Origin of the sequence: Parabacteroides sp. B2-S-102 (assembly GCF_023656665.1) — a bacterium.
GTDB lineage: Bacteria > Bacteroidota > Bacteroidia > Bacteroidales > Tannerellaceae > Parabacteroides > Parabacteroides distasonis.
Map to the genome: position 1 here is coordinate 142,617 of NZ_JAMOKM010000003.1, position 26,729 is coordinate 169,345.

The window sequence follows — 26,729 nt, forward strand, 5'->3', positions numbered from 1 at the left end:
AATAATCAGTTAATTCACAGAAACAAATCCGTTAACATAATCATAAATCATATTGTCTGATTTTATAGTATCAACTTTTGGATGAGTAACTGCAAATGTTTCCGTTTTGTGATTAATCAGTTTTGTTGTAAATAAAACAGAAGAAGAGAATGAGTATATTTTCATATTATATATAGAAGATAAAACCTCAAGTGTTAATTGTAAACTGGACATATCAATATGCTCACAAACAACATTCTCTTTCTTCGAAGACATGGTATGAGACAAGTAATAATCAATTGCATATTGTGATATACAATTATTGACTATAGTAGAATATTCATCCACACTCATATTATTCATTAAATACAATGGCTGTCCCACAAATATAGACTTCCCTTCTAAATTCATACTTAAGGGAACTGATTTGAGAATGTGATCTGCATCTATACGTAACTGCTTTTTTAATCCAAAATAATATTTTGCACGATTAGGTTCTAACAAATAACAACTTCCTATTTTCTTATAGACTCGATCAACATTAATAAATAACAGCTTCATAAGCAATCGCTTTATACGATTATTTGAAGGGACAAAATTGTAATAATTCATAAACCCATCTTCAAGCATGATGATCTTTGCTGTTTTAGTATGATTCAAAATATACAAATTGGCAACAGTAACTATATTTGAAATAGTAACGAGATTATAGTCTAGCTGATTTAAAATCCTACTCAATATAAAAACCTGCTTAAGAATTGCTACATGCGACAACTCTGCATGAACAGACCAGACCTTATCAAACAAATGTTGCATAGGATACTCATTCTGATCTAAGCGATCTGTAATCATTAATAGGTAATGCTTTGAACATTGACTCCATTCACTAGTAGAAATGGCATAAAAAATATCATTATATTTTCGTGCCACTACCAGTATTTTATCTGACGAATTATTCATAATCTAATTATTGGTTGTTTTTTTATAATCAATATAAACAAATAAGGAAGAAGCAAATAAGGCAAAAACAGCATATTATGCAAAGCAAAAGAGCAGTATCCTAATGATATAAAAATAAATCCAAAATCAAAACATTTTCTCTTTTTTAAATCATTGAACATAAATAGAATCAATAATAAAAAAGCAAATCCCCAATCATAATAATAACGCAGGAAATCATTATGAGGGGTTAATGATTCATCATTAAAAAAAGTTTGAAAGAAATCAGTAGACTTACGAGCTCCATGAGGAAAAATGAAATAATTTTCTCGTATTCCATCCAATAAAAATATAGACAAAGATTCTCTTGTTAAAAAAGAGGCATCTTCATTTATGCGCAAAACAACTTTCAACTCATCGAACATTGAAAAAGAAACAAGCGCAACACAAAAAACTGACATAGCAAAGAAAATCCTTTTTCCACAAAAGAGATATATTTGATAAATCCAATAAGGCAAAAAGAATAGTAACGATCGGGTTTTACATACAAATATGTAAGAAACAAAAAAGCATATTAAAAAGAATAGAACGACTGTCTTTCTTTTTGCATTTTTATACAGCAAATTAAAGGTTTCCCAATATAACACACACAATATAGAGACTATACTTGCAGAAAGATTACCATATTTAAAAAAACCAATAAAACGAATATCTCCACCTATGTCAATATAGTTAGCAGGAAACAGCATTGCAAATAAACTCAATATGAATACGATAAAAGACAATTTATTAAGCAATTTCAAATTCTGACAAACAAGAGTTGTGCTATCATATACCAGAATAGATGCAAGAATGAAATAAGCAATTGAAACATCAATAAGAATATACAACATACCACTCCCATTAGCATAAGAAAAAATAGAAATTATCAACAAAATAGGCAATATTTTCAAACAGAAAGAGAATGAATGTTTCAGTAAAAAAAAGTACAAACAACAAAACAAGGCATACACTATAGCATTAATTGATGAAATATTCGGAAGTATTCTTGTCATAATTAACAAGATCATGTAAGCATACACCAAAATATCACCCTGAAATTTACTTTTATTTATCAACATACTTATATTTCACAAAGAAATTGTTAGTTCCTAAACCAGAAGAGAATTTCTATCAGAAATTATCCTTACACCTTCCTTGATTGAAATCCTTAGATTTTTATAATTAATAAAAAGATATATACCTACTCCAATCAAAATAACATGCCACTGGTTAATAACAAAAGCATAAATCAAGACAAGTACACAAGGAAACCATTTTTTCAGCGCAAATATCTCCTTCAACACATCAGCTATCGCATGATTCTTATTCATGGTTGCTAAAGATTCTCGAGTCGTCATGAATGTATAAAACAAAGAACTAATAGGAACAACCAACGACAAAGCATATAATGAATTGAAATATTCACCACATAAGATTCCCAAAACCAGCGTCAACACAACAGATTCGAAACCAAAAACAACTAATCTGAATTCTTTCTTTTTTGACAGCAGATAAGCTGAATGCCCAGTAGTAGAACTCATAATTATTTGCCCCAAAATAAGAATAGGGAATATAATAGTGATATCATTTCTATATTGAGGTAACAAATAGGACAAAACAACCGCAACAAATATAGACAATAAAGACACCAAATCTATAAATAGAATATAAACACCTCTTATCCTGCTTATCAACTCATAAGCCTTATCTTCATCACAACTATAGAGTCTGTTCAATATTTTAGGATAGAATATGAACAAAAATGCTCCACAAGCCATAATTATACCATGAATCAAGGTATTAACAAATGAGTAACACCCAAACTCTTCTAAAGAAAAATAAGAACTTACTAAAGATGATGCCACTAACGTAAGAAGATAAAAACTCAAATTATAGAGTAATAGAGTAATACCCCTACGTAACAAAACAGATGCGATCGATCGATCAATTTGAAAGGAAGGAGGATTGGGCAAATCCACCCTAAAAATGATCAATGCTATCACATTACTCACAAAATAAGAAACAACAATCTGTCTAACAGTAAGTTTATTCCACATAATTAACACCAATACAAGTAGTACAAAATGAGGAAGGAACTGTTGGATATTCAATTTAATCAGCTTTCCATGTAGTTTATAATATGTTATATAAATTCGAGACAGATTAATTACGATACATGTCATTAGCAATAACATACCATATGAATCGAACTCATAGCGACTAAATAGCGAAACTATTGAAATTAAAAAAGCAAACACCATGAACAGAAAAGTATTTATCAATAAATTCAATGCCCATGACGTATTCCATATTTTACATCTATCACCATCTTTACTTACCGCATATTCCGTATTCAAGGACTCATTAATTCCCAGATTTGAATACGACATATATTGCATAATCAAAAAGACAAAGCTATATATTCCATATTTGATATCACCTAGAGCTTTTGCCAATAATATGGAATTCAAGAATTGAACTATATACGTCCCATATCGAAAGATTACATATACGGATGAAGGAGAACGTAACAGACCTAATATATTATATCTAGTACCCATTGCAGAACTTTACTTTCTCACCACATTAAGAACTTGATCAACAAACTTGCACTTCGCCACTATGGTACATAAAGCAGCCATATCAAATCCTTTACCAATTAAATTTTTTCTAAAACGAACTCCACTCTTTATAAAGGATTCAGAACTCTGAAGCGATGCAACACTCGTTTGAAACAAGATCTCATTATTTTTATTCTGCGGACGATAAACCGGTTCTATAAGTTTTACATATAAAATATCATAAAGCTTTGATCTTAAGACATAGGGCTTAATTCTCAATAGCAATGAATATCTCCAATTCTTCTTCAACACCCCCTTCTGACGATTATATATACCATAATGATGATGAGTAAACACTGGTATATTCAACAGCATAGGGCACCAACTATTTATTAGACGCAATGAAAGTTTACTATCTTCTCGATAATCATATGGAATATTATAGATTATATCCCATATTCTTTTACTGTGCAAAAGAGGATATGAGAAGAAACTTTCATTCAACATATTTGAAAAATAGCATCCCATATCATGTCTAAAATAATTAAAAATATTAGCATATTTAGTTTTTAGATCATTCTGTAAATCTAAGTTTACCAATTTAATTTCATCACAGATCAATTTGCACACATTAGGTAAATCAAAAACATAATTAAATAAGCCTCCTCTCAAGCAGCCTTTAATTGCAAATTTCGAATTATCATAATCTTCATCAAATGAATCATCCAGACTTCCTATTTCTCTTAAAAGATCTGTATCCATTCCAAATTCTACTTCATCGATATTCTCTTTGTGTAAATCATCAAACAAAGTCAACCATTTTTGATTATGCGCATAAATGCTAATGTATTCACCATATCGATCCAATTCATCTTCATCTATAGTTCTCAAACACTCTCTAAAATGCTGACTTACATCGAATATTTTAGTTTTTAAAGAAAACTCAGAAGCTAAAAGTTCATTAATTTTCGCATCTTGTAAAGTTCCATTTGTAATTGAATCTTCACCCTTCCAATATCCAATCATAACTTCCTTACTATGGAATAGATCTAAAGCTAGTTTTACTCTAGAATCCAATCCTCCCGTAGCAAAGAGAAATTTTTTATGCACTCTTTTATTAAGGACTGTAGTCTGCAATTCTATTTCATCCTTTAACACCTTCAAGGCCTCCTCCATTGAGCCAAAGGAATAGGATGTAGTATGAACGTCACACTTTTTTATAATTGCCTGATGGATAGCAAAATCGTATTCGATATATTCATTTTCTAGTAACCTATATATATTTTTGAAAGGAGTTCTATTGCTACACAGTCCAACACTCGCAAGCATTGTAGCAAAAACAGTTTCGTCGAATTCTTGTTTTGAAACTTTTTCTACGTGATAATATGTATTAGTAACAACCACACCTTCTCTACCTATATAATAATAAAGAGCGTATGTATGGCACTCATCCACAAATATTCTAAGTTTATTATCTTGAATATAAGCTAAAGCATAAGAACCTATCAAATGTTTTCTTACATAATCAACACCTTTATCTTCTGACTTGAGATCTTGATAGATTACATTCAAATTAAAGGGATTATCATCATTTAAATACGCCCAAGTACCTATAATCGCAACTACCCCGTCATTATCAAAGTAACAATTTTCACTGTCTACATATCGCTTCGCATAACAAGTTAGTCCATTTGAACTATAATTTTTATTTAATTCATTTTTGGAATAAATACCTCTAAGAATATTTTCCCAATCCTGATTATTGGTAAATAATAATTTTCCCATATCAATTAATATTATTTCTAATGTAAGCACTCAATTGTTTCCACTATGCTATTCTAGTGTATATTATACCCCTTACCTGATTCAATTAATATGTAGAATAAAGTAGGCATTTTCATTCCACGTTCGTTACTATCATGAAGGCTATTTTGAGGAAACTATCTCCTTCCTAAAACAATCTTATAGATTTATATAATCTAGATTTATCAGTTGAAACAAAAAGAATAGAACCTTCTGTTGCAAAATATTAAATCATATCCCATGTAAGGATGGTATCTTCTGTTAGATCTGCAAGTACTTTACGACCTATAACAATATCTTCAAAACGTGGAGCGATACCAGTGCCCGGACGCTTTGGCATAAGGTCTTCCTTTTTGATAATCTCGCCTGCTTTCATGCAACGAGTAAGCACCAATGAGCGACGAGCCTCGCGACGAGGAACCTGCTCACAATCGAGAACAACCTTCTCTGGATTACCTAGAATTTTGTCAATCCATTGGAAGTTGGCAATAGCCTTTTTGAAATCCTCTGGATCACCCGCATGATAGTGGTCGTTGCCAGGAAGAGTCTTGTCGAGAGTGAAGTGCTTCTCGATAACCTCTGCTCCCAATAAATAAGCTGCAGCAAGAGTCATCATATTGTCATCAGGGGCCACATGATCACTAAATCCAACACGAACGGATGGAAATGTCTTCTTCAATGTATCAATTACACGAAGATTTGCATCTTTAGGATTAGTAGGATATGATAACACACAGTGAAAAACAACGATATCTTTACATCCTGACTCTTGTAACGCACGAATAGCTTCATCACATTCCGAAAGATAAGCTGCTCCTACAGACACAAAAACAGGCTTACCTTTTGCTCCTATATGATGAATAAATGGCAAATTAGAAAGATCGGATGATGAGATTTTATAGAAATCTACCATGTCATAAAGATAGTCAGCTGAAGCATAGTCGAAAGGAGTAGATGTAAAATCCATTCCCTTGTCATGAGTGTATTTACAAAGCTCACGGTACTCACATTCACCAAAAGAGTCATGCTTTAAAAACAACTCATATTGGGTCTTTGTCGGCTCCTTTGTCAAGTCCCAATAAGCTGGCGAATTCTTAGATACGATAGTGCCAGCTTTATATGATTGAAATTTAGCACAATCAATACCAGCTTCAGCTGCAGCATCGATATACATCTTTGCTGCTTCGAGCGGATTGATGTTGAGTTTCTTAGCGGTATCATAGAAATTGACACCCATTTCTGCTATTACATAAGGTTTCATAATACAAATGAGTATGTTGTTTATAATCCACGAATAAGCGACATCACACGCTTACGGCCATCACGAAGGTTGTGCGAGAGAAGTTTTCCATGTAACTTCTCTCGTGCTTCCTTGGAAAGATTCATATACATTTTGAGAATACCTTCGATAATTTCATCGCTTGGGTTAAGACCAATGTACGAGAAACCATTCTCATTGCAAACAAAGCCATGCTTCTCCTCACGCTGATTTTGTGCCATTGCGATTGAAGGAATGCCAAGGAGTGCAAGCTCGTAACCTGTGCGTCCACGAGAAGTAATAGCAATATCACAGGAAGACATGAGTTCAGGCATATTGCTAACATCATAAAGAACCTGAATATGTTCATACTTATTATACTCAAGTAAAGCATCAACATTGTACTTAGCACGCCCAACAACTACAACAAACTCATATTTCTTATACTCATCTTTAGAGATGATGTCAAGCAAACGGTCTGTGTAGTTCTGCGGGTCAGCACCACCAAAAGCAATGAATACACGATTAACATCTTCCTTTATCTTGATTGGTTCGTAGAACATAAAGATCTTACCACAGATATAGTATTTCTCCCCGCCATAAACATTAGGCAATGCATGCTCACTATAAAGTGCATTGAAAACAAGGTCAGCTTTAAGAATTCCTTCACCATCATCCTCAAAGTTGATAAGTTTAGCGTTTGGCAAAACTGAACGCAAACCAATCATATAGTCAATGGACGTAGTGAGGATATCGTTGACAAATAAGCTGTACTGCTCACGTTTACAGATCTCGTAGAGTTCCGCAATGCCATTGACAGGGATAAGATTATGAGTAGTGTTACCAAAAACCTTAACATCTGTCTGGTTTACATCGTAGTAGACATCTGGCTTAACATAGAATTCATCAGCGATTTCAAGAGCACGATAGATGTGTCCAATACCACGCTTGTTATTACCATTCACATAGATAGCTATCTTCTGAGCCTCAAGTAAAGCAGCTGCACTACAGAGATCAGCGAAGGTATCAATATCCTGCGACTCTCGCTCTGGAATCTCGTAAACATCAACATTTACACCAATACGAGTACTCTCTGTTACGATATCTGCCTTTGAGATAACAAAAGCACCCGTCTCCATGTAACATGGTGGAAGATACTGACGGTTAAGACGCTTTTCATAGTTCGGTATCTTCTTTCCATCCTTTTCTCCCCAAGAGAGGTGAGGTGCATTGATTGCAGAGATAAGAGTGTCGAGTTTGCTTTTTATTGCGTATTCAATGGCACTATCTAATGTACCAACAGTGAGAGTTGGCGAAGTGGGCTGCATAGTGATGACATAATCCCACTGCTTATCCGTCGGAATAGCGTCATAGATAACCGCATCGAGAGTTACCTCATCGCCAGCAAGCTCCGCATCACGCCAATGCACCTTCGCTCCCATTTGCTGCGCAATGATACGTACAGGGTTAGAATCAGTCGAAATAATCACATCGGTAATATACTTTGACTGCAATGCATTTTTAATTGAGTAATATACTAAAGGATGCTGCCCAAGCAATCGGATATTTTTATTGGGAACTCCTTTAGATCCTGCTCTTGCAGGAATAATTGCTAAAATGTTCATGTTTATCTACAATTAGAATTTCTCTTCACCTTCAATGTTAGCACTCAATTATCCCATCTTACTATTTACCAGCAAGATAGAATAATAGTTTTTTTATATTAAGTGATTTCTGTTTGTATTACTTGCAATAAACTCCATTTAGGAGACCTTCATAATAATTATTGCCATATATCATTTCACGGATGACACTACTCATCCAACTCTTTAGTTGTAGGTCATAAGACTTGCAGGTTCAAATGAACGTATGAAGATAGTCTACTTGCTGTTTAAGTTTTGGTAAGTCCTTACTGATAACACCTCAGATAATCACATTATCTTCCTTATCATAACCATGTATAACAAAGTCCCTCAGACCAACGACCCTCCTCCCATTATCAATTTATATATCCGGATCTATATCCAAAAAATGATTGGTGGCTTCCCCTATAATCTCCAGTTCACGTTCTACTACCCAACGCAACAACTTATTTTACTCGTAAGCAATAAAATCCCTTTCCTCCCCAAAATATTCCTCAATGGATAAAACGGATTATTGGATATCATAGAGATATTTCCGAATGCTACAACTGAATTCATATCTTTCCTCTTACGATTCGATCACGAGCATAACTTATTTTTTCTTATAACACAAGCTTTTTCCGGTAAAAGAAGTAATCACCTCAAACCCGTTACGAACCTAAAACGTTTGTTTTTTATAATTACTTAGACAAATTACTATCGATAACCCAATCCCCCAGCGTATGCCGCCCACTATCAAAATTAATCCCAACCTTTACGATCGGCAACCCACAAAGAGCGAAGCGCTCCGGGTAATTGCGCAAATTGATTTGCTCGAGGGCTATATCCGCGGTCTTGTTTAACTTCAATTCCACGACATAGAGTGTTGTCGGTGTGCGCATCACCATATCCACACGGCCTTTCGGGGTACGGACTTCCACGTCCACATACATTCCTAGCAGGCTGAAGATCGTGTAAAGCAAGGACTGATAATGGCCCTCGTAATCCGTATTGTCACATTGGGGGATGGTGGACAGGAAGGTCTGCAATAAACGCAGGGCATCGTCCATCCGCTCTCCAGCGATCGCCTCGAAAAGAAGGGCTACCGTAGTAAGTCCATCCGCTGTGTATTGATGCAAATAATTGGGCAATAAACTCTTCATCAATCCCATACGTACCTCCTTGTTTGGGATGTCGAGCGTGTACAAATTCGTGAGCGAGGAATAATCCTTTATCGTGATGTAACCACTCTGATAGAGCAATGGCGTAATATCGACCATCCGTTCCGTGGGGGCGTCAAACGACTCTGCCAAAACCTTGCGTGCGCCTATTTGCTGGGGTTTCACGTGATACTTGTTCAGCATCTCGATCAAATAAGTGGGCGTACCGCTACCGAACCAATAGGAATTTAGTTTACTGTCGGCCAAGGCGTTCAACAGGCTGAACGGGTTGTATATATCGGGCGACGGCCACGTGAAATGGTAACCGTCATAATTCGATTTCAAGGCACCCAAGGCACCCTCCGGAGAAACGCCGAGGTTGTCGGCCAAACGACCGATACCCTCACCCATATGCTCACGCATCTCCTCCTCCGTGATGCCACAGAGGGCGGCGTACTCCGGGAGCATGCTGATATTCTTGATATTGTTCAACTCGCTGAAGATGCTCAATTGAGAGAACTTCGTGATACCTGTCAAGAATACGAAACGCAAATAAGGATCGCAGGCTTTCAGCGGACTATAGAAGTTACGCATCACGTCGCGAAGCCTCGGCAGCTCCTTCTCCTCATGCACCACGTCCAGCAAGGGAGCGTCGTACTCGTCGATCAAGACAACCACCTTTTGACCGGTCTGGGCGTAGGCACGTTTGATGAGACTTTCCAGACGTTGGTTCGTATAAATAGCGCTCTCATCACGTCCGTATATCTGCTCGTAACCATACAATTTCCTCTCCAGCTCACTCAGAAGCCGATCCTTGTCCATATGCTTCGCCGTGCTCATGTCGAAATGAAGCACCGGATAGCATGTCCACTCCTTCTCCAGACACTCGATAGCCAAACCCTCAAACAAATCCTCTCGCCCCTCGAAATAACTATGGAGCGTAGAAGTAAGCAACGACTTCCCGAAACGGCGGGGACGGCTCAAGAATATATAACCAGACGCACCGTGTGTCATTCGATAGACCAATTCAGTCTTATCTACATACACATAGTTCCCCTCTCTCAATTTGGAGAATGTCTGTATCCCTATCGGGTATAATCGCCGCCCTTCCATCTTCGTCTCTGTTTATTGGTTCGTCAAGACAAATATAACGCTATTTCCCTAAATGATCAATTTTCAGCCCTCTATTTTGGCTTATCGTACCATAATACTCAAAGCACAAAAGTTCGCTTTTCGCTTTTCGAAGAAGATATACTGACTTGTCCTAATCAGTATATCTCCTCAAGGCAAGTCAGTATATCTTCTCAGAGCTAGTCAGTATATCTCCTTTTAAAAGTCAGTATTTTTGATAACTTAGTTATTTTCTATCCCACACATCAATATCCGGTTCCCTATTTATCCAACACCTCGTACTTGGAGTGCCGGCTTTTGAACTCGGGGACGATCGCCTTCATCTTGCCTACGATAGCCATATCGTCCCTCGAGCGGCCTAGGCCGACGAGTTCATCTATATCTTGGCAAACCGTATCATAATCGTACTCCCGTACCTTGGCGATCTTGATCTTCGGATGGAAGGTAGGCAGCGTGATCTCCTCGTCGTTCAGTACCTCCTCGTACAGTTTCTCACCGGCACGAAGACCCGTGAAACGGATCTCTACGTTCTTGGCGCCCGAAAGCTGAATCATACGTTTCGCCAAGTCGATGATACGCACGGGCTTGCCCATGTCGAAGACGAAGATCTCCCCACCGTTACCCATCGTACCCGCCTCCAATACCAACCGGCAGGCCTCCGGGATCAGCATGAAGAAACGGATGATATCCGGATGCGTCACTGTCACGGGACCGCCCTTGGCAATCTGTTCACGGAACAATGGGATCACGGAACCGTTAGAACCCAGCACGTTGCCGAAGCGGGTCGTAACGAACTGCGTCACGCCTTCCACATGGCCCTCCTTGATCGCTTTGTCTAGGCTCTGTACGTAAATCTCGCAGATGCGCTTCGAGCAACCCATCACATTCGTAGGATTCACCGCCTTGTCCGTGGAGATCATCACGAACTTCCTCGTGCCATACTTCACGGCCAAGTCGGCGATCACACGGGTACCGTCCACGTTGTTACCCACACTCTCACAAGGATTATCCTCCATCATCGGAACGTGCTTATAAGCCGCCGCATGGAATACATAGGCGGGGCGATGCTCCGAGAAGATCTCCTCCATGCGAGACTTGTTAGCGATGTCCGCCACCAAGGTATAGGCGTTGATATCCCGCCAATCCCTCGCCATCATCAAGCGGATGTCGTGCAAGGGAGTTTCCGCCTGATCTACCAAGATCAAGCGATCCGGAGCGAACGAGGCGATCTGGCGCACCATCTCGCCACCGATGCTACCGGCGGCTCCCGTTATCAGGATGCGTTGACCACGAAGCAAGCGGCCCACCGCCTCCATGTCTATCTCTATCTTTTCCCGGGGAAGCAGATCCTCGATCTCAACCTTCCGGAGTTGTGTATGCGTCAAATCGCTCCTTCCATCCCATTCTTGCGCCGCCGGGGTCACGTAGATCTTGATCCCCGCCTCCGCCAAACGGGCCACCATATCCGGCTGTTCCCGGATGGAGTCGCTCTTCAAGGGGGAGACGAAAAGGATCGTCGCCCGCTCCCGGCGCATGGCATCAATCAGCTCCTCATCGAAAGGATACACACGCACTCCCATCAATATACGATTCTGCATGTTCCCGGCCTCCGAGACGAAGCCTGCCAACACGTACTGTGCGGGATCTTGGTTCTGGATGCTCTTCGCCAGACTGATACCGCCCTGCTTCACGCCGAAGATAAAGGCACGTTCAGCCTTCGATTGGCGAAAGGTCGTCACGTAGAAATACTTCACGAACACACGCATTGCCCACATCAAGCTCATCGCCAGCAGGGAGGATAGCACAAGGTCTCGTTTACGGATATACACCAAGTAAGGCGAAAAATCCGTAAACTCTTGGAAGGTCACCACGCAAACCACACCGAACAGCACGGCGAAGCCCACCCGTTGCAAATCCACGAAGGAAGAGTAACGAATGATGCCCGAATACGTACGGAACAGCCTAAAGCCCACCAGATAAGGCACTAGGCAAACACCCCACGTGAGCGACAGGTGCCAAAAGATGCCCATCGTGGCGAAGATCCCGTTATTCAAGGCATATACCAGCAAGCCTGAAAACAGGATCACCAAGCAATCCAACAGGATAATGCTCCAATACGGCAACGCTTTCCTTGAGAAATACCACGTTGAGAGTTTAGAAAAAAGGTTCATCATGAATAAAATTTTGGGTTCATGTCAGCTGGGGCAAGCCCTCCACCTCACCAGCATGCCATCTTCGGTAGTCAGTCAAGGAGGATTCGGGGACGGTCAGCACCACGTAATCCGTCTCGTCCCGCCTCAAAATATGTTTACGGGCGTACGAACGCAACGAGCGATCCGTCACGGACACCATCACGATCGGGAACGGGTAGGCGAACAGGCGCAGCGGCGTGATCTCGCTATCCGGGAAGGTGAGACACAACTGATAGGCAGAACGCTCGAAAGCCACCCAATAAGGACCCGTACAATATAAATGGATCGAGGTACGGTTCGTGCGCTCACGATCCATGATCTCGCTCAGATGCTCGTTTAGTAACGTAACCAAGCGTATGCCAGAAGGAAGAGAAGGCATGTTTTGAATTTTTAATTTTCAATACCCACGTGTTTTAGCCAGCGGTCGTAGTCGGCTAACCGACGGATCAAGGATAATTTACTCTTCTTCGGGGAGGATTCCCGACTCCACGGATCAATCAACTCGTGCGCACGATAATAATAGATACTGCTATCCGTACAACCATAAAGCGTAAGTAGTAATAATGCCAACGACTGCTCCGCACGGATCAAGGGTAAGAACGAGACGATCGTTCCGATCAACGACTTTTGCCGCTCCTCGTCCCCTAGTATCGTATAGGCGGGCAACAAGAGAGAATAGAGCTTGCACCGCATCACGGCAGAATCCAGCTGCAACTCCCCATAGGCACGCAAGGTCTCCGTCGCCAGCTCACGGTCTATAGCCGTAACGCCACCATCCCCCCAATGACGGCCCAACGCCTCATGAAGACCATTTTGTATCCGGGAATTGTCCAAACGGGTATATACATGCTTGCCTTCCTCGGCCAAGCTGATCACCTCATACTCGCCCGGCTGAACACGCAATAAAGGAACCCACATCCAGTTGTCCACGCATACCATTACCTCCCGCTCGCCAACACCGGGCTGTATTACTACACTTGCCTCAACACCTTTGAAACGACCATCCGTGATGCGTATCCGGTCACCTTTACGCAAATAACCCGCTTCCGGCACATACACCGGAAGCTCATCCGAATAAGAACGAGCCACCCAACGCAAGTTTTCCATCTCACGATCGGAGACAAAAGGATACGAGCCACGGCCATCCACGCTAGGCAGGAAATTATACAAGGGAAAATCTCGTTTCAAACGGAAGATCTCATACACAGAAGAGCGGATAAACACATAATTGTAGAGCAACGGACGGTGAGTCTCCACCAAACGCCCCTCACGGCGATGCATCTCCACGAAAGAGGGGGCGAAAAAATCGAACGTAGGCTCGCCCAAACGCACCCTGCGATCTAACTCCTTCTCCAAACCCTTGGCTGGACCTTTGTGACAAGCGGGAAGAGATAACACATACCATCTTACGGTGTGGACATCACGCAATGGTAAAGGGGGAAGATCATGACCCATAGATACTTCAATGCCATATCAGCGCATTCTATTAATACACTGATAATCTAATACTTAAATCAAACATTCTTTTCTATTCCCGAAAATTTTAAAGCAATAGAAACCATGTCAATATCTCTTCTATCGGGACGTGGAAGATCGGCTACTTGGGAAGTAGCGTAAATGTTTATAACAATTATTTTTTGCCCGCAGATGACGCAAGATGACGCAGATGTCCTCCGGACAGGAATTCGTTGAATATGCACCAGCGGTGCGATCTGCGTCATCCGCGTCATCTGCGAGTAAAAATTTTCTTTTATACGATTTATCAAGGTGTGATGGGAAGATTTCGGGAATACGGGGTCAGTTCGTCTCTATTGTCACGTCCATACATCTGGGACAGAAACGAAAATCTTAGGAGAATCATACCGATAAGGCTAACAATAGGCCAATAACTGTTTGTGTTTAGTTATTTTTTACTACATTTGCGGCGTGGAAGATTACGCTACTTCCCAAGTAGCCGATCGCCTACCCCACCTTTGATACATTATTATATATGCTCTCGAAGCAAGCCTTGTTCACCGCAGACATCTTATCCAAAGAGAAGCTCTTCAAATAGATTTGCGTCGTCTTGATCGATTGGTGTCCCAGCAATTCGCTGATCATCTCGATCGGTACACCCTGTTCCTTCAAGGTCGTGGCGAAAGAGTGACGGATTGAGTACGAGGTAACCATTTCCGTCACACCACAGGCATTTGCCAGTTCCTTCAAGGAACTGTTGAAATCAGCCAAGGCAGAGGTATATTCCCGGAAGGCCTCTTCACCCGTTTTCGTCCCACTCAAGAAAGTGAATAGATAAGGAGAATCCCTAAGCGTGTCGGTCATTAACGCAGCCAACAACTCCTTGGCCACAGGCTGTATCTCGACCAACATCGGTGTACCCGTCTTCTGGCGGTTATACCTCAAGACACCATTCCGGATATCACTCTTTTTCAAATGAGCGAAATCGACAAACGCCATACCGCAAAACAAGAACATCAAACACAATGCCCGCTGTGTTTTCCGCAGCCCCGAATCATCCAACGGAGCGGTCATCAACAAACGCAAGGATTCCATAGGCAACGCCTTCTTCTGTTTGCTTTTCACTCCCATGAAAATTCCCTTGAACAAATAACGGGAAAAAGGAGCCTCCCCATTCTCCATCGCCAACCCATACACACGGCGAATCCTACGCATATAAGTAGACACCGTATTCCACGAGCATTCCCGGTCCCGCAAATAGTCTTGATACCTCAAAAGCATTTCCCGGTCGATACGGGTATAAGGAATCACCTCCTGCCCACAAAAACGCAGGAATGAATTCAAGGCATCTTGATAACTCTTGGCGGACGAATAACGTCCTTGCTCTCTCAATCGGGCTATATACATCCGCATACCCTCCGCTAAATCATACTGTTTCATATTTTCACGTATAAAAAAAGTAAATTACAATAAAAAACACGGTTAATTCGTGATTGTCTACTTACATTTGCAGAAAAACAAATACCATGGACAAGATCGTAGAAATAGCCCGGTTCACCTATCCGGCGGATGCCCAACCGCTGATGGCCCTGTTGAGGTCGGAAGGGATAGAATGTTATCTCCGCAATGAGTTAAGCAGCCAGATCATGGCCGGTTACGTAGACGTAGGCGGCGCACGGGTGGAGATTCTGGAAAGCGACGTTCCCCGAGCCATGAAGATCATGGAGGAAGGCGGTTACGACCTGCCCCGGGAAGACGAGCAAGCGGAACCGGTAGAACAAGTCGCCGGATTCGCACGTCATATCCCTTTTCTACGAAAATATCCCTTAGAGAAACAAATCATGATCCTATTCGTCATCATAGCTGTCTTTTTGGCTTTGGTGATTTACTTCGGATCGCTTATTTCCTCAAACTAAACAAATGTAATCAATGGCACGCAGAAAGATAACAAATAGTCAAGCCGTATGTATCACCTTACTATGGGGTGTCTTATGCTACATGCTGCTTGTATACAGCGAAACAATCAATTTCGACGTCATATTTGCCCTTGTAGCCTCCGCTATCATTGTGTTCGTTCCGATCTATAAGAATTTCAAGCATAGAAATGAATAACATTTCGTCGTTTTTTCAAACTTAATATATCTAAATGATATTTTTTACGCATTTTCTCTTTCAATTATTTGCTAGTGTCAAAAATTAGCTTACCTTTGCCACGTCGTTAAACAAACGGCGTACGGATAACAAAATGGTATAACATTCTAAATATAAAATTCAGTCATGAAGGCAAGTGAAGTTTTAGACAACTTGAAAAGAAGATTTCCGAACGAACCGGAATATCATCAAGCAGTATCAGAGGTTTTAGGGACTATCGAGGAAGCTTACAACGAGCATCCGGAATTTGAGAAAAGCAACTTGATCGAGCGCCTTTGTATCCCCGATCGCATTTTCTCTTTCCGTGTAACTTGGATGGACGATAAGGGACAAATCCAGACGAACATGGGTTACCGTATCCAGCACAACAACGCTATCGGCCCGTACAAAGGCGGTATCCGTTTCCACGCTTCCGTAAACCAATCGATCCTTAAGTTCTTGGCTTTTGAGCAAACGTTTAAAAATTCACTGACTACATTGCCGATGGGTGGTGGTAAAGGAGGTTCCGACTTTAGCCCGAGAGGAAAGTCAAACGCTGAGATCATGCGTTTCTGCCAAGCCTTCATCCTTGAGTTATGGCGCCATATCGGTCCGGACACGGATGTTCCCGCCGGCGATATCGGTGTAGGCGGACGTGAGGTGGCTTATATGTATGGAATGTACAAGAAATTGGCTCGTGAGAATACGGGTACATTCACGGGTAAGGGTATCGAGTTCGGAGGTTCCTTGATCCGTCCGGAAGCTACAGGTTACGGAAACGTATATTTCTTGTTGCAGATGCTGAAAACCCGCAACATTGATATCAAGGACAAGGTAGTTTGTGTATCAGGTTCCGGAAACGTGGCTCAATATACGGTAGAGAAATTAATCAGTCTTGGAGCGAAAGTTGTCACGATGTCTGATTCCGACGGTTATATCTATGATCCGGATGGTATCGACCGTGAGAAACTGGATTATATCATGGAGTTGAAGAACTTGTATCGTGGCCGTATCCGTGAATACGCGGAGCAATACGGATGCAAATATGTACAAGGCGCTCGTCCTTGGGGAGAGAAATGCGACATCGCTATGCCGAGCGCAACCCAGAATGAGTTGAACGGCGACGATGCCAAGACTTTATTGGCCAACGGTTGCTTCGCCGTATCCGAAGGCGCTAACATGCCTTCTACGCCAGAAGCTATCGACGCATTCCTTGAGGCCAAGATCCTTTACGCTCCGGGTAAGGCCGCTAACGCAGGTGGTGTATCCGTTTCCGGTCTTGAGATGACTCAGAACGCACAGAAGTTAAGCTGGAGCAGCGAGGAAGTAGACCAGAAACTTCAGAGCATCATGGAAAACATCCACGAGCAATGCGTAAAATACGGAAAGCAAGAGGATGGTTACGTAAACTACGTGAAAGGCGCCAACGTAGCCGGCTTCATGAAGGTAGCTAAGGCTATGATGGCACAAGGAATACTCTAGGTAATTGAAAATTGAGAATTGAAAATTAGTTAGAGAGGAGAGATTGATGATCATATAAGCGAGGGGGATAGGCTTTGAGAGGCTATTCCCCTTTCTTATTTCCGACGAAGTCCCAATTTTCAATTTTCAATTCTTAATTTTCAATTAAAAAGCGGTATCTTAGTGCCGTAAATCGATAAGTATGATAACAGAAGAACTTAGGAAGCTATACCAATCATATACCGGATCACCGGCAGAGGAAATAACGGAGTTACCGTCATCCGGCTCTAACCGCCGGTATTTCAGGATAAAAGGTCCTGAGACGTTGATTGGAGTTAGTGGCACTTCTATTGAGGAGAACGAGGCTTTTATCTATATGGCAAAACATTTCCGGGGGAAGGGCTTACCCGTACCGCAAGTATATGCCAGCTCGGACGACCATTCATTTTATATCCAAGAAGATTTAGGAGATACGCTTCTTTTCAACGCCATCGAGAAAGGCCGTAAAAGCAGTGTATTCGACGAGGAGGAACGCCGTTTATTACACAAGACGATCACCAAACTCCCCGACATCCAGTTCTTGGGGTCCGACGGTTTCGATTTCTCGTATTGCCATCCGCAAGCCGAGTTCAACCAACGGTCTATCCTTTGGGACTTGAATTATTTCAAGTACTGTTTCCTAAAGGCTACCGGGATGGAGTTTCAGGAAAATCGTCTGGAGGATGATTTCTTGAAGATGAGCGACGTATTGTTACGCAGTTCCTCCGCCACGTTCCTATACCGTGATTTCCAGTCACGCAATGTTATGGTAAAGGACGGAGAGCCTTGGTTCATTGATTTTCAAGGTGGACGAAAAGGCCCGGTTTATTACGACGTGGCTTCCTTCCTTTGGCAGGCGAAAGCGAAATATCCGGAGGATCTGAGGAATGAATTACTATCGGATTATATCACGGCCCTACGTAAATATATCCCGGTAGACGAGGCTTACTTCCATAGCCAGCTGCGCCATTTCGTCCTGTTTAGGACCTTGCAGGTATTGGGGGCTTATGGTTTCCGGGGGTATTTCGAGAAAAAGCCTCATTTCATCCAAAGCGTCCCGTTCGCGATCGAGAACCTGCGGCAGTTATTGAAGAATGACTATCCGGAATATCCCTATTTATGCTCCGTCCTTCGTGAGCTTACCGGGTTGAAACAATTCACGGATGATATCCAGAAACATATGCTGGAAGTAAAGGTCATGAGCTTCGCCTATAAAAAAGGAATCCCGAACGACCCTAGCGGGAACGGAGGTGGATTCGTATTCGATTGCCGTGCGATAAATAACCCCGGTAAATACGAGCGTTACAACCATTTCACCGGTTTGGATGAGCCAGTGATCCAGTTCTTGGAGGATGACGGGGAGATCACGAATTTCCTCGAGCATGTCTACCATATCGTAGACGCCTCGGTAAAACGATATATGGATCGTGGATTCACCAATTTGATGATTTGTTTCGGATGTACGGGAGGACAGCACCGTTCGGTCTATTCCGCACAACATCTGGCGAAACATCTTAACACCAAGTTCGGAGTAAAAGTACATTTAGTACATAGAGAACAAAATATAGAACAACTCTTTAACCCTACATTATGAAAGCTATGATTTTCGCGGCCGGTACTGGTTCCAGACTGAAGCCGTTAACCGATCACACGCCAAAAGCGCTTATACCTATCGGGGGCAAACCGATGCTAGAACACGTCATACTGAAACTGAAATCCTCCGGTTTCGACCAGATCGTGATCAATATCCACCATTTAGGCAACCAGATCGTGGATTTTCTGGAGGCGAACAACAACTTCGGTGTCCGGATCGAAATCTCGGACGAGAGCGATTATCTGCTGGACACGGGAGGAGGAATCAAGAAGGCCACTTCTCTTTTATGCGGGAACGAGCCTTTCTTGATACATAATGTCGATATCTTATCGAACGTGGATCTCAAGAAACTATACGATACCCATGTACAAACGAACCCGTTGGCTACCTTACTCGTCAGCCAGCGCAATACCTCACGTTATCTATTATTTAATAAGGAGAATAGACTGTGTGGTTGGCGTAATCATGAGACCGGCGAGGTAAAATCTTACTATCCCTATTTTGACCCGGATCAACACAACGAGTACGCCTTTAGCGGAATCCACGTACTCTCGCCCAAGATATTGGAGCTGATGGAAGAATGGACCGGAAAGTTCTCTATCATTAACTTCTATCTGGCTATTTGCGCCAAAACCGATATCAGGGCTTATATGGCGGATAACCTAAAACTATTGGATATCGGCAAGCCGGAAACCTTGGCCGCCGCCGAGGAATGGCTACGACAAAACATCTAACAAAATATTTCACACATGAAAAAAACTAGTTTTATCTACTTACTCTTGTTGATCGCATTGGGCCTCAGCTCTTGCCAGCAAGAGAAGACTTTCAAGGTTCTTCAATTCAACATCTGGCAGGAAGGCGCTGTCGTAAAAGGAGGCTTTGACGCTATCGCTGACGAGATCGTAAGAAGTAACGCCGATTTCGTTACGTTAAGCGAGGTACGTAATTATCATCAGACCCGTTTTTGCGACCGGATCGTGGAAGCGTTGCGGCAAAGAGGACAAACGTACTATTCTTTCTACACCGAGGATTCCGGTCTGTTAAGCCGCTACCCGATCACGGATAGCACGACCGTCTATCCCTTGAACGATGACAGGGGTAGTATGTACAAGGCCATTACCCACATCGGCGATGCCGAGGTAGCTCTTTACACCGCCCATCTGGATTATCGCAATTGCGCTTATTACGATGCCCGTGGATACGACGGAAATACATGGGACGAGGAACCTCCTGTCACCAATCTGGACACACTCCTATGGTTGAACGAGCAATCTGTCCGTGACGACGCTATCGCTTGCTTCCTAAAAGAGGCGAAAAAGGATCGGGAAGCCGGACGGATCGTTATCCTCGGAGGAGACTTTAACGAGCCTTCCCATCTGGACTGGACCGAGGCGACCAAAGATATGAGAGACCACCAAGGATTGGTTGTTCCTTGGCACGTATCCGTCATGCTGGAGAAAGACGGCTTCAAAGATACGTACCGTGAGATCTTCCCGAACCCTGTAACTCATCCGGGACTTACCTGCCCGGCGGACTGTAAGGATATCGCTTTAGAGAAATTGGTTTGGTCGCCGAAAGCGGACGATAGAGATCGCATCGATTTCATCCATTACGCTCCATTCGAGGGATTAACGCTTACAGATGTATGTATCATCGGTCCGAAAGGTGACATCCTCCGTGGGCAAAGAGAGACGGAAGAGACCTCCGACCCGATCATGACTCCCCTTGGAATCTGGCCTACCGACCACAAAGCGGTTCTTGCCACTTTCCACTTGAAATAAAAAATGGATTCGCGAGACCCGTCTTACCGGCTCGTCTCGCAAATCCACAAACAACTATCTTCTCTTGAAACGCTATCTTTTTATGGTTTCAATACCACGCCAAGACTTTTCTTCCCATCCATCTTAATCGTAATCGGAGCATCAAAACGTACATGACGAAGATATTCCGTCTCCTCTACGGCAGGTTGCGCATTCAAGAACGCCTCATCGAACCAACCATCTCCCTTAAATGGATTAACCGTAAAATAGCCCACTCCGAACGAAGTCAGGTTCTGGAAGAAATGGGTACCTTGACTCGGGTCTACCCGATAATTCTCCAATCCGCACTCCACGATCACCCGTGCGTTACTGATATGCGGCCATTTCACCGGAATACCCAACCAAGAGTCGCTGCTCCCCCATCGGCCGGGGCCGACTAATACGTATCCTTTCTCCTGATCGGTGAACGAACGGTTCATCTTCTCGATCTCATAAGCGATCAACTGATTATTGGATGAATTAAAAGCGCCCGTCTTCACATAGATAATATCCTGTACGTCGCCAACGATACCATGCCCCAAAACACTGGTAGAAGAAAGGATGGTTTCCTCGTTCTTCACCAAGCTCAGATCCTCGTCCATAATCTCTTTATTATCTACGATCGGACGGATTTGCAACAGATAGAAAGTCGCCCTTGTATGATCCGAAGGGTCCATGTTGACAGCGAACTCAATCTCTACCGGACGACCCATTTCCTGCTGCCCGATCCGTAAGATCTGATCCAACGTATCCGCCAGCGGGAATACGTCATGCTGTAGGATATTCACGAAAGAAAGGATCTTACGACCGCCCGGGTAATAACCGTCACGGATAATCTGATCGTACGGATCGTATGTAGAGACAATATATTTCAAGGAGCCTTCAGCGTCAGCGTCCTTCAAGCCCAGCTTCACCAAGTTAAAGGCATCATCTACCGAGAAGGCTTCCGCCATATTCTTCAAATCCAAGGCATAGAAACGAGTCTGAGTCTCCCTAAGAGCGAAATCCATCGTACTCATCTGCAAGATGCTATGGGGATGTCGGGGAGAGAAACGCAAGGTTTGCCCGCCATCGACGATATACTTACCCAATCCCAAGGCGATATTCGCGATCCCATCTTCCGCCTTCTCGTTACCGATCGGATAGAAATTCAAGGAACGGGCCACGCCCGACATCGTCGGATAGAAATGATCATTATAACGGGAGCCCACCACTTCTTGCAAGACGATAGCCATCTTCTCCTGATCGATCAAGTTCGAGGTAGCCGTCATATACGCCTTACTGTCCTTATAAAAGACAGAGGCATACACCGCCTTGATAGCGTCGCTCACCGTACGGAGCATATCGTATTTCTCCTCGATCTTAGGTACCATATACGTAGAATAGATCCCGGCGAAAGGTTGATAATGCGAATCTTCCAGCAGGCTGGAGGAACGCACGGCGATCGGGCTTTTCACCACATCGAAGAAAGCCATCAAGTCCTCGATTAAACGGGAGGGCAAGCTGGCCCGCAAGAAATACCGGAGGATCGTCTCGTCGTCCGCATCGCCCAGCGCTACCGGATACAACTCGTTCGTCTCCATGAACTCGTCGAAGATGTCGGTACAGATCACGACCGTCTTCGGGATATTCACGGCAAAATTATCACTCTCCAGCTTAGGGTATCGCTTCACCATCGCACCGATAAAGGCAAGACCTCTACCCTTACCTCCCAGCGAACCGTCGCCGATACGGGCAAAATTACTATACTCATCAAAACGATCCTTCTGATAAACCGCCACGACACCCGTGTTCTTCATCCGGCGATATTGCACGATCAAGTCGAAAATCAATTTCCGGGCCTCATCCATATCCTTATAGTCACTCACGTCCACATGCTTCAAAACCTCGGCGGGCGGAAACATGGCACGGGAATAAAAGAAACGGGAGAAATGATTCCGGGAGAGATGGTAAACCAACGAATCGTCGGGAATCTGGAAGACTTTCTTTTGAAGGTCTTTCAAATCCTTGATGCGCATAATCTCCTCTTTCGTATGCGGATTCAAGATCACGAAATCGCCGAAACCGAAACGCTGCATGATCTTCTTTTTCAAATCCTGCGGATAACTCTTGGAATTCTTATCGATAAACGAGGCGTTCAGTTCCTTCGCATATATATGGTTGCTGGCCTCCGAAGACTCCAACACGAAAGGAATGATCAAACCCGTTTTCCGTACATACTGTCCGAACTTATAACCGGCATACGGATCTTTCACGCCATTGTGCATAAAACTCATGTCCGAGATAATACCCAACATATTATCCCGATACTGATCAAAGATACGTACCGCCTCCTCGTAATTCCGGGCCAATTTGATCTTCGGACGGCCCCGCATACGCAACGTACGCTGGTGATCGTTCAACGCCTCCTTCGCGAACATCTGGCTCTGCTCCAGCACAAACTTATATAAATGAGGCAAAGCGGACGAATAGAAACGAATGGAATCCTCCACCAACAAGATGATCTGTACCCCCACGCTGGCCGTATCGTCCGGAGCGTTCATCTTATCCTCGATCAACTTGATAATCGCCAGTAACAACTCCGAGTTACCCAACCAGCTGAACACATAATCGATAGCACTCAGATCCTCGTTGGCGATCCGCTTAGACACCTCTTTCGAGAAAGGAGTCAATACAACGATCGGAATATTCGGATAATGCACCTTTATCTCGCTCGCCGCAGCGAATATATCCCGGTTATCCATATTCGGCATGCAAATGATCAATTCGAAGTTCCGGTTCTTCAACTCATTCAAAGCCTCTTCCTCGGTAGTCACCTGCGTAAACCGGGGTGGGTAACGGAGGCTTAAGGAAGTATATTCGTTAAATATCTGCTCATCTACACGCCCGTCATCTTCCAGCATGAAGGAATCATATTTCGTAGCGATAAGCAATACATTATATATACGCTTATTCATTAGATTGGCAAACGGGGTGTCTCTGAACACCAAGTCTTTTAAGTTCGGTATACCGCTCATAATAGATTCTGATAGAATTATTCGAGTCAAATGTAAGGAAAAATAATAACTATTGAAACATGAAAGTACGCATTCTGACTCTAACTGAAGATTTTTAGGTTTTCACTGATAAAAAGTAAGCGAAACTCTTGGTCATTCCAAAGAATTACCTACATTTGCCAACAGAATGTTATCCTTTTAAAGAATATAAATGCTATGAAGACTGAAGTTATTTTATCAGCGCTAGAGGCAAAACATCCGGGAGAAAAGGAGTATTTGCAAGCAGTAAAAGAAGTGCTTTTATCAATTGAGGAAGTGTACAACCAACATCCGGAATTTGAGAAAGCGAAAATCATTGAACGCCTAGTTGAGCCGGAACGTATTTTCACTTTCCGTGTGCCTTGGGTAGATGATAAAGGTGAGATACAAGTTAACTTGGGATACCGTGTTCAGTTCAACAACGCAATCGGCCCGTACAAGGGAGGCATCCGTTTCCACCCGTCCGTTAACTTGTCTATCTTGAAATTCTTAGGATTCGAGCAAACATTTAAAAACGCTTTGACAACCCTTCCGATGGGTGGTGGCAAAGGTGGTTCCGATTTCGCTCCGAGAGGAAAGAGCGACGCCGAGATCATGCGTTTCTGCCAAGCGTTTATTCTTGAATTATGGCGTAATCTTGGTCCGGACAGGGATGTTCCGGCTGGCGATATAGGCGTAGGTGGCCGTGAGGTCGGTTATATGTACGGTATGTACAAGAAATTGGCTCGCGAGAATACGGGTACGTTCACGGGTAAGGGCATGGAGTTCGGAGGCTCTATCCTTCGTCCGGAAGCTACCGGCTTCGGCGCTCTTTACTTCGTACATCAAATGTTGGAGACTCACGGAATCGATATCAAGGGTAAGACGGTCGCCATCTCCGGTTTCGGCAACGTGGCTTGGGGTGCCGCTACAAAGGCAACCGAGTTGGGCGCTAAAGTGGTTACTATCTCCGGTCCTGACGGATATATCTATGATCCGGCGGGTATCTCCGGCGAGAAGATCGACTATATGTTGGAATTGCGTAATTCCGGAAATGATATCGTAGCTCCTTACGCAGACGAATTCCCGGGCTCTACCTTCTATCCCGGCAAGAAACCTTGGGAACAAAAAGTAGATATAGCCTTGCCATGCGCTACCCAGAATGAGTTGAACGAGGCTGACGCTCGTAAGTTGATCGAGAACAAGACTTTGTGCGTAGCTGAGGTTTCTAACATGGGTTGTACGGCTGAGGCTGTAGACTTGTTCATCGAGCATAAGCAATTATTCGCTCCGGGTAAGGCTGTCAACGCCGGTGGTGTAGCTACTTCCGGATTAGAGATGACTCAGAACGCTATGCATATCTCATGGACTGCCGCCGAGGTAGACGCTAAATTACATCAGATCATGAGCGCAATCCACGAACAATGCGTAGCTCACGGTAAAGATGGCGAATATATCAATTATGTAAAAGGTGCGAATATCGCAGGCTTCATGAAAGTAGCGAAAGCTATGATGGCACAAGGTATCGTATAAGAATAAGGTCAGTTTAGGCTAAATAAAAACATAGTTATGAATTCTTTGAACCTTAGTTATGGTTTGAGAATTTCATAACTATGTTTTTTAAGCTCATATCAGCGGACTTTCCCGGGGTTCTTAGCGATAAAATCCTTCCATCCCGTATACTTCTTTTCCGAGATCGGATTATTGGTTTGGAAATAATGACAAACAGCCGCCGCCAACCCATCCGTAGCGTCCAATTGCGGAAGCATGGACTCATCCGGTATCTTCAGATAGCGTTGTAGCATGCCGGCCACTTGTTCTTTCGCCGCATTTCCATTCCCCGTGATCGAGAGCTTGATTTTTAGAGGGGCGTACTCGAAGATCGGGATATCCCGCTCCAAGGCCGCAGCCATCGCTACCCCTTGCGCCCTTCCGAGTTTCAACATACTCTGTACGTTCTTCCCGAAGAAAGGCGCCTCGATAGCCAACTCATCCGGATGGTATTGATCGATCAAGGCCAAGACCCGTTCGAATATCTTACGCAGACGGAGATAATGATCCTCATATTTATTCAATTGCAGGATTCCCATAGCTTCCAGCTTCGGTTTATTCCCCTCGATCTTCAAGATTCCGTATCCCATCACGATCGTACCGGGGTCTATGCCTAATATAATACGGTCCTTGATCATTTAGGTAGCTCTATATCTTCCAACAGGGTAGAGAATCCTGCGATTTTCTCTTTATAACGTCCTATCAAATCTTGCTGCAAGGCTCCGCCTTCCTTACGCACCCACTCATTCAACGAATCGATATCCCTCGTATGAAACTGTACGGAAAAACTTTCACCTTCCTCATTCCGCGAATCCAAGATCCGTCTCAAATAAGGACTATAAAGGATACCGCTCTCGGAGGCTTTCGGTATATAACTATTCTTCAAATATTCCAGACACTCATCCACGATATCCTTATGGATATGAAAAGTCGTATTATAAATTATCATCTTCTTTCCTTTCTCTTGAAATTTCTTATACAAAGATAGCGCATATATCA

General features: G+C 43.0%; 21 protein-coding genes. 7 read left to right on the forward strand and 14 right to left on the reverse strand.

Annotation, left to right across the window (positions count from 1 at the left end):
- Positions 1-9: 9 nt before the first annotated feature.
- The 11 genes from NBH07_RS05630 to NBH07_RS05680 form a co-directional block, all read right to left on the reverse strand.
- The gene (locus NBH07_RS05630; protein ID WP_156682690.1) at positions 10-909 is read right to left on the reverse strand and encodes a polysialyltransferase family glycosyltransferase; all 900 of its coding nucleotides are present in this window, start codon (positions 907-909) and stop codon (positions 10-12) included.
- 26 nt (positions 910-935) lie between these two features.
- A complete protein-coding gene (locus tag NBH07_RS05635; protein ID WP_156682691.1) occupies positions 936-1,973 on the reverse strand; it encodes a hypothetical protein in 1,038 nt (345 codons plus the stop codon).
- Positions 1,974-2,069: 96 nt separating this feature from the next.
- Entirely contained in the window at positions 2,070-3,521 is a 1,452-nt protein-coding gene (locus NBH07_RS05640) for a lipopolysaccharide biosynthesis protein (protein ID WP_009017049.1), read from the reverse strand.
- Between the two features lie 9 nt (positions 3,522-3,530).
- Positions 3,531-5,306 (reverse strand): hypothetical protein, encoded by a 1,776-nt coding sequence (locus tag NBH07_RS05645; RefSeq protein ID WP_039848549.1) that lies wholly within the window; start codon positions 5,304-5,306, stop codon positions 3,531-3,533.
- 244 nt (positions 5,307-5,550) lie between these two features.
- Entirely contained in the window at positions 5,551-6,585 is a 1,035-nt protein-coding gene (locus NBH07_RS05650) for an N-acetylneuraminate synthase family protein (protein ID WP_009017047.1), read from the reverse strand.
- Between the two features lie 20 nt (positions 6,586-6,605).
- Positions 6,606-8,207, reverse strand: coding sequence for a cytidylyltransferase domain-containing protein (locus NBH07_RS05655; protein WP_009017046.1), 1,602 nt, complete (start codon positions 8,205-8,207; stop codon positions 6,606-6,608).
- 698 nt (positions 8,208-8,905) lie between these two features.
- The gene (locus NBH07_RS05660; RefSeq protein ID WP_009017045.1) at positions 8,906-10,477 is read right to left on the reverse strand and encodes a PD-(D/E)XK nuclease domain-containing ATP-binding protein; all 1,572 of its coding nucleotides are present in this window, start codon (positions 10,475-10,477) and stop codon (positions 8,906-8,908) included.
- A gap of 278 nt (positions 10,478-10,755) precedes the next feature.
- On the reverse strand, positions 10,756-12,669 hold the full coding sequence (locus tag NBH07_RS05665; RefSeq protein WP_156682692.1) for a polysaccharide biosynthesis protein: 1,914 nt from the start codon (positions 12,667-12,669) through the stop codon (positions 10,756-10,758).
- Positions 12,670-12,685: 16 nt separating this feature from the next.
- Entirely contained in the window at positions 12,686-13,066 is a 381-nt protein-coding gene (locus NBH07_RS05670; RefSeq protein WP_009017043.1) for a hypothetical protein, read from the reverse strand.
- An 11-nt stretch (positions 13,067-13,077) separates the two neighbouring features.
- Complete coding sequence (nusG, locus tag NBH07_RS05675; protein ID WP_009017042.1) at positions 13,078-14,142, reverse strand: transcription termination/antitermination protein NusG; 1,065 nt, start codon at positions 14,140-14,142, stop codon at positions 13,078-13,080.
- Positions 14,143-14,649: 507 nt separating this feature from the next.
- Positions 14,650-15,582 (reverse strand): tyrosine-type recombinase/integrase, encoded by a 933-nt coding sequence (locus NBH07_RS05680; protein WP_009017041.1) that lies wholly within the window; start codon positions 15,580-15,582, stop codon positions 14,650-14,652.
- 86 nt (positions 15,583-15,668) lie between these two features.
- On the opposite strand from NBH07_RS05680, the gene NBH07_RS05685 reads away from it, so the two are divergent.
- The 6 genes from NBH07_RS05685 to NBH07_RS05705 all read left to right on the forward strand — a co-directional run bounded on the left by NBH07_RS05685 (position 15,669) and on the right by NBH07_RS05705 (position 21,147).
- Positions 15,669-16,058 (forward strand): putative signal transducing protein, encoded by a 390-nt coding sequence (locus tag NBH07_RS05685; RefSeq protein WP_005858748.1) that lies wholly within the window; start codon positions 15,669-15,671, stop codon positions 16,056-16,058.
- 13 nt (positions 16,059-16,071) lie between these two features.
- Entirely contained in the window at positions 16,072-16,254 is a 183-nt protein-coding gene (locus NBH07_RS22570) for a hypothetical protein (protein ID WP_009017040.1), read from the forward strand.
- 165 nt (positions 16,255-16,419) lie between these two features.
- The gene (locus tag NBH07_RS05690) at positions 16,420-17,754 is read left to right on the forward strand and encodes an NADP-specific glutamate dehydrogenase (RefSeq protein WP_009017039.1); all 1,335 of its coding nucleotides are present in this window, start codon (positions 16,420-16,422) and stop codon (positions 17,752-17,754) included.
- 181 nt (positions 17,755-17,935) lie between these two features.
- Positions 17,936-19,366 (forward strand): RapZ C-terminal domain-containing protein, encoded by a 1,431-nt coding sequence (locus NBH07_RS05695; RefSeq protein WP_009017038.1) that lies wholly within the window; start codon positions 17,936-17,938, stop codon positions 19,364-19,366.
- Positions 19,363-20,100 carry a nucleotidyltransferase family protein gene (locus NBH07_RS05700; protein WP_005858756.1) on the forward strand — a complete coding sequence of 246 codons (738 nt, stop codon included), beginning with the start codon at positions 19,363-19,365 and terminating at the stop codon, positions 20,098-20,100. Before NBH07_RS05695 ends, NBH07_RS05700 begins: the two co-directional genes overlap by 4 nt.
- A 15-nt stretch (positions 20,101-20,115) precedes the next feature.
- Positions 20,116-21,147 carry an endonuclease/exonuclease/phosphatase family protein gene (locus NBH07_RS05705; protein ID WP_009017037.1) on the forward strand — a complete coding sequence of 344 codons (1,032 nt, stop codon included), beginning with the start codon at positions 20,116-20,118 and terminating at the stop codon, positions 21,145-21,147.
- Between the two features lie 80 nt (positions 21,148-21,227).
- Here NBH07_RS05705 and NBH07_RS05710 read toward each other — a convergent pair whose 3' ends face one another.
- Positions 21,228-24,182: a PEP/pyruvate-binding domain-containing protein gene (locus NBH07_RS05710; RefSeq protein WP_039848548.1), complete on the reverse strand. Its 2,955-nt coding sequence runs from the start codon at positions 24,180-24,182 to the stop codon at positions 21,228-21,230.
- 195 nt (positions 24,183-24,377) lie between these two features.
- Here NBH07_RS05710 and gdhA point away from each other — a divergent pair, with 195 nt between their 5' ends.
- A complete protein-coding gene (gdhA, locus tag NBH07_RS05715) occupies positions 24,378-25,712 on the forward strand; it encodes an NADP-specific glutamate dehydrogenase (protein WP_009017035.1) in 1,335 nt (444 codons plus the stop codon).
- 98 nt (positions 25,713-25,810) lie between these two features.
- Here gdhA and ruvC read toward each other — a convergent pair whose 3' ends face one another.
- The gene (gene ruvC, locus NBH07_RS05720) at positions 25,811-26,368 is read right to left on the reverse strand and encodes a crossover junction endodeoxyribonuclease RuvC (RefSeq protein WP_005858764.1); all 558 of its coding nucleotides are present in this window, start codon (positions 26,366-26,368) and stop codon (positions 25,811-25,813) included.
- Positions 26,365-26,679, reverse strand: coding sequence for a DUF4286 family protein (locus NBH07_RS05725; protein ID WP_005858766.1), 315 nt, complete (start codon positions 26,677-26,679; stop codon positions 26,365-26,367). The genes ruvC and NBH07_RS05725 overlap by 4 nt, the downstream gene beginning before the upstream one ends.
- Between the last annotated feature and the right edge of the window lie 50 nt (positions 26,680-26,729).